Genomic DNA, 12343 nt, shown 5'->3' on the forward strand with positions numbered 1-12343 from the left:
GCCACGATGACCACGACGACCACACCCACCCCGACGCCGTCCGGCCGCCCCCCGCGGTCCCGGGCCGAGCGCCGTGGCCCGGTCGGCCCCGCCGCCGCCAAGGCCCTGCGCGTCGCGAGCGCCCCGGCGCGCTCGCTCGACTCGCTCGGCGAGCAGATGCGCTTCTACGTCCGGTCGCTGGCGTGGAGCGGCCGCACGCTGCGCCGCTACAAGAAGGAGGTCGTGCGCCTCCTCGCCGAGGTCTCGCTCGGCACGGGCGCGCTGTCGGTCATCGGCGGCACGGTCGGCGTCATCGCCTTCCTCGCCTTCTTCACCGGCACGGAGGTCGGCCTGCAGGGCTACTCCTCGCTCGACCAGCTCGGCACCGGCGCGTTCACCGGCTTCTTCTCCGCCTACCTCAACACCCGCGAGATCGCCCCGCTCGTCGCGGGCCTGGCGCTCGCGGCGACCGTCGGGTGCGGCTTCACCGCCCAGCTCGGCGCGATGCGGATCTCCGAGGAGGTCGACGCCCTCGAGGTCATGGGCATCCCGTCGCTGCCCTTCCTCGTCACCACGCGGATGATCGCCGGGTTCGTGGCCGTCGTGCCGCTCTACGTGCTCGGGCTGCTCAGCTCCTACGCCGCCACCCGGTTCATCTCGACGTCCTACTTCGGGCAGAGCGAGGGCACCTACGACCACTACTTCCACCTGTTCCTGCCACCGGGCGACGTCTTCTGGTCCTTCGGCAAGGTCATGGTGTTCGCCGTCGTCATCATCCTCATCCACTGCTACTACGGCTACACGGCCTCCGGCGGCCCGGCCGGCGTCGGCGTCGCCGTCGGCAAGGCGGTGCGCACCTCGATCGTCGCCATCAACATCGTCGACTTCTTCCTGTCCCTCGCCATCTGGGGCGCGACGACGAGCGTGAGGATCGCCGGATGAGCGCCACCGCGCCCGAGCGCGTCACCGACGTCAGCACCGACTCGACGCCCGGCCCGCTCACCCAGCACACGCGAAAGCGGCTGGGGCAGAAGGCCTACGGGCTCGTCTTCCTCCTCGTCGTGGCGCTGCTCGTCGCGCTGTCGGTCGCCACGTTCCAGAAGCGGTTCACCCCGGTCGTCATGGTGACCCTCGAGACCAACCGGCTCGGCAGCCAGCTGCAGGAGAGCAGCGACGTCAAGCTGCGCGGCATGCTCGTCGGCGAGGTCCGCAGCGTGTCGGCCACCCCCGATGGCGCGCGCCTCGAGCTGGCCCTGCAGCCCGACCAGGTCGACAAGATCCCGGAGAACGTCAACGCCCGCCTCCTGCAGAAGACCCTCTTCGGCGAGCGCTACGTCGACCTCGTCACGGTGGCCGCGCCGAGCGCGAAGCACCTGCAGGCGGGCGACGTCATCACCCAGGACCGCAGCACCGTCGGCATCGAGCTCGAGAGCGTGCTCGACGACCTCTACCCGCTGCTGCGCACCGTCCAGCCGGCCAAGCTCGCCACCACCCTCAACGCGCTGTCGACCACCCTCGACGGCCGCGGCGAGCGCATCGGCAACAACCTGCAGATGCTCGACCGCTACCTCAAGGCGATCAACCCGCAGATGCCGGTCATCCAGGACGACGTCAGCCTGCTCGCCGACGTCAGCAACCTCTACGCCGACGTCAGCCCCGACCTCTTCCGGCTCACCGAGTCGCTGCGGGTCACCAACCGCACGATCGTCGAGAAGGACCAGCAGCTGGCGGCGTTCCTCGTCGGCACGGCCGGGTTCGCCAACACGACGGCGGGCTTCCTGCGCGACAACGGCGACCGGATCATCCAGGTCGGACGCGTGTCCCGCCCGACGCTGCAGCTGCTGTCCGAGTACTCGCCGATCTACCCCTGCATGGCCTCGGGGCTCGTCAACTGGCTCCCGCGCGTCAACCAGGCCTTCTCCGGCGGCGTCTTCCACATCACCCTCGAGGTCGTGCCCCCGCGCGACGCCTACAAGCCGGGGGAGGAGCCACGGTGGCAGGAGCAGCGCGGCCCGAACTGCTTCGGCCTGCCGAGCCCGACCGGCTCCCAGTCGAACCCGTTCAAGGGGCACCACTTCGACGACGGATCGCAGCCCGCGGGCAGCGGCACCCCGTTCAGCGCGATCCCGCAGGCGCTGCTCGGCGGTGCCGGCGCGTCCGACTCGGGGTCGGCGGGCACCCTCGACGAGCAACGCCTCGTCGCAGCGCTGCTCGCCCGTGACGACTCCGCCGGCGCGAGCCCGAGCGGCATCCAGACGTTGCTCGCGGGACCGCTCATGCGCGGAACGGTGGTGAGCACCCGATGAAGTGGAAGGGCTCGCTGTTCAAGCTCGTCGTCTTCGCGCTCGTGACGCTCGCCGCCACCGGCGTGCTCGCGATGACCATCGCGAACATCCAGCTCGGCTCCAAGGCGACGTACACGGCCATGGTCACCGACGCCACCGGCGTCGTCGAGGGCCAGGACGTCCGGATCGCCGGCGTCCGGGTCGGCGAGGTCTCGGGCGTCCGGGTCGCCAAGGCCCCGGGCACCGGCCAGGACGTCGCGCAGATCGACTTCACGGTGCTCAAGAGCTCGGTGCTGACCCAGGGCACCGAGGTCACCGTCAAGTACCGCAACCTCGTCGGCCAGCGCTACCTCGCGCTGACGCAGGGCACCGGCTCGCCGGCCCCGCTCGCCGACGGTGCGACCATCCCGCTCGCGCGCACCCACCCGGCCCTCGACCTCACGGTCCTGTTCAACGGCTTCAAGCCGCTCTTCGCAGCGCTGTCGCCCAAGGACGTCAACGAGCTGTCCGGGCTGCTCGTCGAGACCCTCCAGGGCGAGGGCGGCAACGTCAACGCGCTGCTGGCCAAGACCGCGAGCCTCACCTCGACCCTGGCCGACCGCGACGCCGTCATCGGCCGCACCATCGACAACCTCAACGCCGTCCTCGGCACGGTCGACGCCCACGACCAGCAGCTGCTCGACCTCATCGACCAGCTCCAGCGGTTCACCAGCGGCCTCGCCGCCGACCGCGAGACCATCGGGCGCACGCTGACCGGCATCAACGACCTCTCCGCCGAGACGGCCGACCTGCTCGTCACGACGCGTCCGCTCATCAAGGACGACGTCGCGCAGCTGCGGACCCTGTCGACGACCCTCAACAAGCCGGCCAACGTCAAGCAGTTCGAGGACTTCATCTCCTCGGCGCCCCAGCGCATCGAGACGCTGACCCGCACGGCCACCTACGGCTCGTGGTTCAACTTCTACCTGTGCCGGTTCGACACCAAGACCCCGATCCTGCCCGGCGTCACGCCCTCCTACGACGTCGCGGCCGCGAGGTGCCAGCCATGAGATCGCGCAGTGTCCCCTTCCGCGAGCGCAACCCGGTGCCGATCGGCATCGCCGGGCTCGTCGCCATCGCCCTGCTGCTCTACCTCGCCTTCAACGCCTCGAGCCTGCCCCTCATCGGCGGCGGCACCGGCTACAGCGCCGCCTTCACCGAGGCGGGCGGCATCCGGCCCGACGACGACGTCCGTCTCGCGGGCGTCAAGGTCGGCAAGGTCACGGGCGTCGACCTCGAGGGCTCGCACGTGCGCGTCGACTTCGTGGTGACCGACGACGCCGTCGAGCTCGGCTCGCTCACCGGCGCGTCGATCCGGATGAAGACGCTGCTGGGGGAGAAGTACGTCGCCCTCGACCCGAAGGGCAGCGGGCAGCTCGACGCCGGGGCGCAGATCCCGACGTCGCGCACCGTCAGCTCCTACGACGTCATCAACGCCTTCCAGGACCTCACGACGACGACCGAGCGCATCGACACCGACCAGCTCGCGAAGTCCCTCACCGTCATGGCCACCGAGTTCCGCGACAGCCCGAAGTACGTCCGCTCGACGCTCGATGGCCTCTCCCGCCTGTCGCGCACCGTCGCGAGCCGCGACGAGCAGCTGTCCGCGCTTCTCCAGCGGGCCAACCGCGTCACCGGGCTGCTCAAGAGCCGCAACGAGCAGGTCGGCACGCTGATCCGCGACGCCGACGCGCTCATGGTCGAGCTGGCCAAGCGCCGTGAGGAGATCCGCACGCTCTTCCGCAACACCTCGGCGCTGGCCCAGCAGCTCACCGGCCTCGCGCGCGACAACCGGGCCCAGCTCAAGCCGGCGCTCGACGAGCTCGACAGGACCCTCGCCCTGCTGCAGAAGCACGACGCCGACCTCCAGAAGACGATCAAGCTGATGGCCCCCTTCACCCGCGTGTACGCCAACACCCTCGGCACCGGCCGCTGGTTCGACACGTGGGTCAGCAACCTCGTCGTGCCGGTCGGCACACCGGGACTGTCGCTGCCCGGCACGTCGCTGCCGCAGCTGCTCGGAGGTGGACGCTGATGGCCGGCACGCCTGCAGCCCGCTCGCGGTCGCTGCTCACGACGCTCGTCGTCGCCGTGGTCGTGGCCGCGCTCGCGGCCGGCGCGTACACCTTCTGGCCGCGCGCCGAGCAGACGAGCGTCAGCGCCGACTTCACCCGCGCCGTCGGGCTCTACCCGGGCTCGGACGTGCGCATCCTCGGCGTCCGCGTCGGGCAGGTCGACACCGTCGTGCCCGAGGGCGACCACGTGCACGTCACGTTCAGCTACGACTCGAAGTACCGCGTGCCTGCCGACGCCAAGGCCGCCATCGTCGCGCCGTCGCTCGTGTCCGACCGGTACGTGCAGCTGCTGCCCGTGTTCACCTCCGGCCCGGCGCTCACGGCCGGTACGCGAATCCCTCTGCAGCGCACGGCGGTTCCGGTCGAGCTCGACCGCGTGTCGCAGAGCCTCGACGACCTCATGGTCGCCCTCGGCCCCGACGGCGCGAACAAGGACGGGGCGCTCTCGCAGCTGCTCCAGACGTCGGCCGCCAACCTCGACGGCAACGGGACGAAGATCAACGGCACGGTCCACGACCTCTCGACCGCGCTCTCGACGCTGTCCGGCAGCCGCGAGGACCTCTTCGGCACCGTGAAGAACCTCCAGTCCTTCACCTCGATGCTCGCGACGAACAACGACCAGGTGCGCCGCCTCAACAGCGACCTCGCCACGGTGGCGGTGCAGCTGTCGGCCGAGCGCGACGACCTGAAGTCGGCGCTTAAGAACCTCGGGGTCGCCGTCGACGAGGTGCAGTCCTTCGTCCGCGACAACCGCGCCGTCGTCAAGACCGACCTCGACCGTGCCGTCACGGTCACCGGCTCGCTCGTCAAGCAGCGCGACGCCCTGGCCCAGGTGCTCGAGAACGCCCCGACGGCGCTGTCGAACCTCCAGAACGCCTACCACCCGCAGACCGGGACGCTCGACACCCGCAACAACGCCAAGGGCCTCGACGACCCGCTGCTGCTCGTCTGCTCGATCCTCACGGGACCGACGAAGACCGGCAACACCAAGCTGTGCGACACGCTGCGCCAGGCGCTGCTGCTCAAGCTTCCGCAGCTGCCGAGCCTGCCGAGCGGCACCCTGCTGCGCGGCACGCCGCAGCCGGGCGGGCTCGTCGACCTCCGAGGTGCCGACCCGACCCTCGGCGGCCTGCTGGGAGGTGGCAGCTGATGTCCCCGCTGATGTCGCAGGAGAGCCCGATGCGTCCCGTCCGCACCGTCCTCAAGGCCACCGCCACCGCGGTCGTCGCGTGCCTCGCCGTGGGCGGCTGCAACGCCTACGACCTGCCGCTGCCCGGCGGCGCCGGTGGGGGAGCGGACGGCTACACCGTCACCGCCGAGTTCTCCGACGTGCTCGACCTCGTCCCGCAGTCCTCGGTCAAGGTCAACCAGGTCACCGTCGGCACGGTCGAGGACATCACCGTCAACGGCTGGACCGCGACGGTGCGGATGCGCCTGCCCCGGTCGGTGGTCCTGCCCGACAACGCCACCGCCGAGCTCAAGCAGACCTCGTTGCTCGGCGAGAAGTACGTGGCGCTCGCGCCGCCCACCGGCGTCGCGCCCGAGGGCCGGCTGTCCGACGGCGACCGCATCCCACTGTCGCGCACGACCCGCAACCCCGAGGTCGAGGAGGTGCTCGGCGCGCTGTCCCTGCTGCTCAACGGCGGTGGCGTGGCCCAGCTCAAGACGATCGAGGCCGAGCTCAACAACGCCCTGCGTGGTCGCACCGCCGACGTGCGCGACGTCATCGGCCAGCTCGACACGTTCGTCGGCGGCCTCGACGCGCAGAAGTCCGAGATCGTGCGGGCGCTCGACGGCATCGACCGGCTCAGCAAGACCCTCGCCGACCACCGCGACGACATCGGCAAGGCGCTCGAGGAGCTGCCCAAGGGCCTGAAGATCCTCGCCGACCAGCGCCGGCAGCTGACCGCGATGCTCACCGCGCTCGACCGGCTCGGTGCCGTCGGCACCCGCGTCATCAAGGGCTCCAAGGCCGACCTCGAGGCCAACCTGCGCGCGATCAGCCCGATCCTGCGCCAGCTGAACAAGGCGGGCGACGACCTGCCCAAGAGCTTCCAGCTGCTGCTGACCTACCCGTTCCCGAACAACGCGCAGTCGACGATCAGGGGCGACTTCACCAACCTCTGGATCACCCTCGACGCGAACGTCGGCACCATCGCCGACAACCTCGGCATCGGCAAGCTGCCCTCGGGCGGCCTGCCGTCGCTGCCGAGCGTGCCGCTCCCGTCGCTGCCCTCCGTCCCCTCGGTTCCCGTGCCGACCGTCCCCGGCGTGCCGTTGCCGACGACCCTGCCGGGCCTGCCGCTCGGCCAGTCGGCCTCGGGTTCGGGCTCCGACGGCTCGGCCTGGTCCTCGCTCTTCCCCACGGGAGGCTCCCGGTGATCACCCGTACCGTCCGCATCCAGCTGGCCGTCTTCGCCCTGCTGTCGGTCGTCCTCGTGGCCGTGCTCTCGGCCAACTACGTCGGCCTCACCGACAAGATCATCGGCGGCAGCTACGTCGTGTCGGCCGACCTCGCGGAGTCCGGCGGCATCTTCGTCGGCGCCGAGGTCACCTACCGGGGTGTCACCGTCGGACGCGTCGAGGCAATGCACCTGTCCGGCAACGGAGTCCGCGTCGACGCGAGGCTCGACCGCGGCACCGAGGTGCCCAAGGACACCAAGGCCGTCGTCGAGAACCGCTCCGCGGTCGGCGAGCAGTACCTCGACCTCCAGCCACGCACCGACCGGGCTCCCTACCTCGCCGCAGGCGACGTCGTGCCCCGCGACGACACCGCCTTCCCCATCCGCATCGACCAGCTGCTCCGGCACGTCGACCGCACCGTGGCCTCCGTGCCGCGCGACGCCCTCGTCACGACGGTCGACGAGCTGGGCAACGCCTTCGCGAACGGTGGCTCCGACCTGCAGCGCCTCGTCGACTCCGGTGACGCGCTCACCACCGCCGCCACCCAGGCGCTGCCCGAGACGACGCGGCTCATCGACGACGGCCGCATCGTCATGACGACGCAGAAGAAGAGCGGCGACGACATCCGCACGAGCCTCGCGGGGTTCGCCGACGTCGCCGACGCCCTGAAGCAGGCCGACCCCGACCTGCGCCTCGTCCTCGACCGCGGCGCCGTCGCCGTCAAGCAGCTCGACGGGCTCATCGCCGAGAACAAGCAGAGCCTCGCCGCGCTCCTCGCCAACTTCATCACCATCGGCAACGTCACGACCGCCCGCCTCGACGGCATCGAGCAGATGCTCGTCACCTACCCCGACGTCGTCACCGGCGGCTTCACCGTCATCCCGGGCGACGGCACGGCCCACTTCGGGCTCGTCCTCAACGTCGATGACCCCAAGGCGTGCGAGGCCGGCTACGGCGGCACGAAGAAGGTCGAGCCGCACCGCACCCAGAACCTGCCCCCGACGAACTTCGACGCGCACTGCGCCGCGGCCCGCGGCTCGGGCGTCAACGTCCGCGGTGCCCAGAACGAGCCGAAGCCGCGCCCCGGCGCCCAGGGCGGCGCCAGCTACCCGATGGCCTTCGGCTCGACGCCGGTCGCCCTCGGCAACCCGGCCGTGACCTCCGACAGCCCCGCCTCGTTGTCAGTCCAGGCACCGGTCGCCCCGACCGGTGGACCCGGTTCGGCAGCGAACCCGACCAGCACCACCGACAACGGTCCGAGCTGGCTCTGGATGATGCAGGAGGCGCTCCGCTAGGCGCCGCCCCGCACCACCCGGGACCACGGGCCGGTGACGGAAGGACACCCCTCGAATGACCACGGTCACCCACAACCCACCCGGCCGGCGCGACGCCTCCCCGGACGCCCCGCGTGACGCCGACCGCGTCCACGCCGCGGACGCCTCGGAGCCTGCAGACGCCCTCGAACCGTACGCAGACCTCGAGGCCCGCGACGCCGAGGAGCCGGCGGACGAGCGGCTCGAGGTCCGACGACCCCGCACCTGGCGGCCCACCCCGCGCGTCCTCTGGGCGCTCGCGGCGGTGCTCGCGCTCGCGGCCGTAGCGGTCGCAGGCACGCTCGGACGCGCCGCGTGGCAGGCCCGACAGGCCGACGAGTCGCGCTCGGCCGCCCTCGCCGCCGGCCGGCAGATCGCCGTCAACTTCGTGACGATGCGGGCCTCGACCTTCGACGCCGACACCAAGCGCGTCCTCGACGAGGCCACCGGCCAGTTCCGCACCGAGTACGCCTCGACGCTGGCCCAGCTCAAGCCCGTCGTCACCGCGAACCGCACGGTCTCGACCGTCGAGCGCGCCGAGGCCTCGCTCGTCTCCTCCGACGACGACTCGGCCCGCGTCATCGTCGGGGTCGTCGCCCCGACGACCAACAGCTCGACGAGCACCCCGGAGAAGAAGACCTACCGCCTGCGCCTCGACCTCGTGCGCGTCGGCGACGCCTGGAAGGTGAACGCCCTTGACTTCGTCAGCTGACACCCGCCGGACGCCGCAGCCCGCCGCGTCGCCCAAGGCTCCGGCTCGCCGACGCGTCGCCGGCTCGCGGCGCCGCGAGCCCGCGGGCACCGGCCGCTCGGACGCGCTGCGCACTGTCACCGCGCCGGCCCCCGACGACGCGCGCCCCTCTGCGCCGGCGGACACCCGCCCCGTCACGCCGACCACGCCCCGCGACGACGCCCCGGCGGCCGTCCCGGTGGAGGACGCCGCGGACGCGTCGACGATCGACGAGCAGACCACCGGTCGGCGGCGCCTCTGGCCCGCCGCCACCGCGGCCGTGCTCGCGCTCGCGCTGCTCGCGACGACGCTCGTCCTCTCGCTGCGCCCGAACGTCTCCGATGCCGAGCGCGGCGCGGCCGTCGGCTCGGCCCGCACGACGCTCGAGAGCCTCCTCAGCTACACCGGCACCACCTTCGACCAGCACGTGGCCCAGGTGACGCCGCAGCTCGCCTCGCCCTTCCGCGAGCAGTTCGCGAAGGTCGCCACGGCCGACATCAAGCCGATGGCGGTCAAGAACGGCGCGACCGTCCAGGCCAAGGTCTACGACGCCGGTGTCATGGACACGTCCGGCGACGGCGGCGAGGGCACCACGGTGCGCGTCATGGCCTTCGTCAACCAGGCGACGACGACGAAGGCGAGCACGACCCCCGCGATCGACCAGAACCGGGTCATCGCGACGATGCGGAAGGTGGGGGAACGCTGGCTCGTCAGCGACCTGTCCGCATTCTGAAGGGGGCTGGTCCCGGGCGCCCACTGGGGTCGTCCGGGACCGGGGCCGGGGAGGGCCCGGGGTTGGCATACTGCCCCCTGTGAAGCTCATCCAGGCCAATGGTGTCCCCGAGTCCCTCGCCCGCGTCGACGCGCCGCAGGCCCCTCCGGTCCGGGTCGGACTCGTCCAGCACGCGTGGGTCGAGGACCCCGCCGCCCTCGTCGAGACGCTGCGTGACGGCATCCGCACCGCCGCGCAGGCCGGCGCGTCGGTCGTCTTCCTGCCCGAGCTGACGCTGTCGCGCTACCCGGCCGACACGCTGCCCGAGGGCACCCCGAACGCCATCGCCGAGGACCTCGAGACCGGCCCGACGGTGACCTTCGCCCGCGAGGCCGCCCGCGACTTCGGCGTCCACGTGCACGCCTCGCTGTACGAGAAGGCGGACGCCCCCGACGGCTCGGCCGACGGGCTCGGCTTCAACACCGCCGTCGTCGTGGCGCCGGGCGGCGAGGTCGTCGCGCGCACCCGCAAGACCCACATCCCGGTGACGGCCGGCTACTACGAGGACAAGTACTTCCGTCCCGGCCCCCCGGACGCCGCCTACCCGGTGGTCGAGCTCGCCGACCCGGCCCTGCGCCTCGGCCTGCCGACGTGCTGGGACGAGTGGTTCCCCGAGGTCGCGCGCCTGTACTCCCTCGGCGGCGCCCAGGTGCTCTGCTACCCGACGGCGATCGGCTCCGAGCCCGACCACCCCGACTTCGACACCCAGCCGCTGTGGCAGCAGGTCATCGTCGGCAACGGCATCGCCAACGGCCTGTTCATGGTCGTGCCGAACCGCTACGGCACCGAGGGTCTCATCACCTTCTACGGCAGCTCGTTCATCTCCGACCCGTACGGCCGGATCCTCGTCCAGGCCCCGCGCGACGAGGAGGCGGTGCTCGTCGCCGACCTCGACCTCGCCCAGCGACAGGACTGGCTCGACCTGTTCCCGTTCCTGGCCACCCGCCGCCCCGACTCCTACGCCGCCCTCGCCGAGCCGGTCCGGCCCGAGCACCGGCGCGAGGTGGCCGGGTGAGCTCGCCCGTCCCCGACGCCTCGGGCGATCTCGACGTCCCCACCTCGCCCGACGGGCCCGGCTGGCTCATGCCGGCCGAGACCGACCCGCACGACTGCACGTGGATGGCCTGGCCGAGCCAGGGCTACACGCTCGGCGACACCCCGGAGGAGGTCGCCTCGGCCCGGGCCACCTGGGCCGCCGTCGCAGCCGCGGTCGTCGAGTTCGAGCCGGTCCGGATGGTCGTGACCCCGGCCGACCTGCCGGTCGCCGAGTCGCTCCTGCACCCGGCCGTCGAGCTCGTACCGGCGGCCCTGGACGACGCGTGGATGCGCGACATCGGCCCGAGCTTCGTCCGGTCGGGTGACGGCACCCGGCTCGGCGCCGTCGACTGGGTCTTCAACGGCTGGGGCGCGCAGGCCTGGGCCAGCTGGGAGCACGACGCGCGGATCGGCACGTTCGTCGCCGAGATGGCGGGGGCCCGGCGCATCGGCTCCGACCTCGTCACCGAGGGCGGCGGCATCCACGTCGACGGGCTCGGCACGGTGCTGCTCACCGAGACCGTCCAGCTCGACCCGGGCCGCAACCCGGGCCTGACCCGCGCCGACGTCGAGGCCGAGCTGGCGCGGACCATCGGCGCCACGGCGTTCGTCTGGCTGCCGCGCGGCCTGACGCGCGACTACGACGAGTTCGGCACCCGTGGGCACGTCGACATCGTCGCGACGATCCCGAGCCCGGGCGTCGTGCTCCTGCACGAGCAGCAGGACCCCGGCCACCCGGACCACGCGGTGTCGCGGCAGCTGCGCGAGCTGCTCGAGGACGCCCGTGACGCCCGGGGGCAGCGGTTCGAGGTCGTCGGCGTGCCGGCGCCGCGGACCCTCTCCGACGCCGAGGGCCCGGTCGACTGGTCCTACATCAACCACCTCGTCGTCAACGGCGGTGTCATCGCGTGCACGTTCGGCGACCCCCAGGACGACGCGTCGCTCGGGGTCCTGCGCGAGGCCTACCCGGGGCGCCGGGTCGTCGGCGTCGACGCGCGGCCGCTCTTCGACCGCGGCGGCGGCATCCACTGCATCACCCAGCAGCAGCCCTCGCTCTGAGACCGTGGCGGGCGCCGCTCCCCGGACCCGGGGAGGGGCGCCCACCTCGGCACCGCGACGGGATGCCTGCGGCGTCCGTGCAGGTCAGACGGGCTTCAGGCGGGCCTCAGGCGGGCCTCACGCCTGGGGCAGGCGGCGGTGTACGTCCTCGCTCATCCGCACCACCGAGATGCCGAACTCGAGGCCGATGCGCACGACCGCGAGCCAGATGACCGCGACGATCGGCCCGAAGATCAGGGCGGCCAGGCCGGTGCCGACGCTCGAGGCGAACCCGCCGATGACGGCGAAGACGTAGCCGACAGCCGCCCACACGACGGCGAGCACGTAGACGATCCGGACGATCTTCGGCGTCACGAAGGTGTTGAACGAGAAGTCGAACAGTGCCGGGAAGAAGCCGGCCGAGGAGTCGGCGAGGGCCTCGCCGCCGGAGCTGACGAAGACGCCGGGGCCGCCGTGCGCCTGGTGCGGCTCGTGGTGCGGTGGCTCGGGGTGACCCACCGGGCCGGGCCCACCCGGGGGCGGGGGCGGCGTGCCCGGCCCACCGGCCGACGCGGGCGGCGGGGGCGGCGTCGCCGGAGCAGAGGGTGACGACGGTGACGAGGGCGTCGGGGGCGTCGAGGGCGTCGAGGGCGGCGGGGGCGCCGATCCGGGGG

The 12343-nt window shown here is 72.3% G+C and carries 12 protein-coding genes; 11 read left to right on the plus strand and 1 reads right to left on the minus strand.

The features are described from left to right. The first annotated feature begins 6 nt into the window (after positions 1-6). The 11 genes from BIV28_RS12320 to BIV28_RS12370 all read left to right on the plus strand — a co-directional run bounded on the left by BIV28_RS12320 (position 7) and on the right by BIV28_RS12370 (position 11690). The gene (locus tag BIV28_RS12320) at positions 7-921 is read left to right on the plus strand and encodes an MlaE family ABC transporter permease (RefSeq protein WP_242652942.1); all 915 of its coding nucleotides are present in this window, start codon (positions 7-9) and stop codon (positions 919-921) included. After that, entirely contained in the window at positions 918-2285 is a 1368-nt protein-coding gene (locus BIV28_RS12325; protein ID WP_083707289.1) for an MCE family protein, read from the plus strand. The genes BIV28_RS12320 and BIV28_RS12325 overlap by 4 nt, the downstream gene beginning before the upstream one ends. After that, positions 2282-3313: an MCE family protein gene (locus BIV28_RS12330; protein WP_076262148.1), complete on the plus strand. Its 1032-nt coding sequence runs from the start codon at positions 2282-2284 to the stop codon at positions 3311-3313. Before BIV28_RS12325 ends, BIV28_RS12330 begins: the two co-directional genes overlap by 4 nt. After that, positions 3310-4338: an MCE family protein gene (locus BIV28_RS12335; RefSeq protein WP_076262150.1), complete on the plus strand. Its 1029-nt coding sequence runs from the start codon at positions 3310-3312 to the stop codon at positions 4336-4338. The genes BIV28_RS12330 and BIV28_RS12335 overlap by 4 nt, the downstream gene beginning before the upstream one ends. Next, positions 4338-5528: an MCE family protein gene (locus tag BIV28_RS12340; RefSeq protein WP_076262152.1), complete on the plus strand. Its 1191-nt coding sequence runs from the start codon at positions 4338-4340 to the stop codon at positions 5526-5528. The genes BIV28_RS12335 and BIV28_RS12340 overlap by 1 nt, the downstream gene beginning before the upstream one ends. Next, a complete protein-coding gene (locus BIV28_RS12345; RefSeq protein WP_242652944.1) occupies positions 5528-6760 on the plus strand; it encodes an MCE family protein in 1233 nt (410 codons plus the stop codon). Before BIV28_RS12340 ends, BIV28_RS12345 begins: the two co-directional genes overlap by 1 nt. Further along, entirely contained in the window at positions 6757-8076 is a 1320-nt protein-coding gene (locus tag BIV28_RS12350; RefSeq protein ID WP_076262154.1) for an MCE family protein, read from the plus strand. The genes BIV28_RS12345 and BIV28_RS12350 overlap by 4 nt, the downstream gene beginning before the upstream one ends. Positions 8077-8131: 55 nt before the next feature. Beyond that, complete coding sequence (locus BIV28_RS12355; protein ID WP_242652946.1) at positions 8132-8806, plus strand: hypothetical protein; 675 nt, start codon at positions 8132-8134, stop codon at positions 8804-8806. Beyond that, positions 8790-9557, plus strand: a complete 768-nt coding sequence (locus BIV28_RS12360; RefSeq protein WP_076262155.1) for a hypothetical protein — start codon at positions 8790-8792, stop codon at positions 9555-9557. The genes BIV28_RS12355 and BIV28_RS12360 overlap by 17 nt, the downstream gene beginning before the upstream one ends. A gap of 79 nt (positions 9558-9636) precedes the next feature. After that, positions 9637-10611, plus strand: a complete 975-nt coding sequence (locus BIV28_RS12365) for a nitrilase-related carbon-nitrogen hydrolase (protein WP_076262157.1) — start codon at positions 9637-9639, stop codon at positions 10609-10611. Positions 10612-10679: 68 nt separating this feature from the next. Next, positions 10680-11690, plus strand: coding sequence for an agmatine deiminase family protein (locus BIV28_RS12370; protein ID WP_076262257.1), 1011 nt, complete (start codon positions 10680-10682; stop codon positions 11688-11690). Between the two features lie 117 nt (positions 11691-11807). Here BIV28_RS12370 and BIV28_RS12375 read toward each other — a convergent pair whose 3' ends face one another. Continuing rightward, on the minus strand, positions 11808-12188 hold the full coding sequence (locus BIV28_RS12375) for a DUF4282 domain-containing protein (protein WP_083707290.1): 381 nt from the start codon (positions 12186-12188) through the stop codon (positions 11808-11810). Between the last annotated feature and the right edge of the window lie 155 nt (positions 12189-12343).

The sequence above is a fragment of the Intrasporangium flavum genome (genome assembly GCF_001956915.1).
Classification (GTDB): Bacteria; Actinomycetota; Actinomycetes; order Actinomycetales; family Dermatophilaceae; genus Monashia; species Monashia flava.

Coding starts and splice junctions, on each gene's coding strand:
- BIV28_RS12330 (WP_076262148.1), top strand. CDS start 2,282: ATGAAGTGGAAGGGCTCGCTGTTCAAGCTCGTCGTCTTCGCGCTCGTG.
- BIV28_RS12340 (WP_076262152.1), top strand. CDS start 4,338: ATGGCCGGCACGCCTGCAGCCCGCTCGCGGTCGCTGCTCACGACGCTC.
- BIV28_RS12320 (WP_242652942.1), top strand. CDS start 7: ATGACCACGACGACCACACCCACCCCGACGCCGTCCGGCCGCCCCCCG.
- BIV28_RS12345 (WP_242652944.1), top strand. CDS start 5,528: ATGTCCCCGCTGATGTCGCAGGAGAGCCCGATGCGTCCCGTCCGCACC.
- BIV28_RS12325 (WP_083707289.1), top strand. CDS start 918: ATGAGCGCCACCGCGCCCGAGCGCGTCACCGACGTCAGCACCGACTCG.
- BIV28_RS12355 (WP_242652946.1), top strand. CDS start 8,132: ATGACCACGGTCACCCACAACCCACCCGGCCGGCGCGACGCCTCCCCG.
- BIV28_RS12335 (WP_076262150.1), top strand. CDS start 3,310: ATGAGATCGCGCAGTGTCCCCTTCCGCGAGCGCAACCCGGTGCCGATC.
- BIV28_RS12370 (WP_076262257.1), top strand. CDS start 10,680: ATGCCGGCCGAGACCGACCCGCACGACTGCACGTGGATGGCCTGGCCG.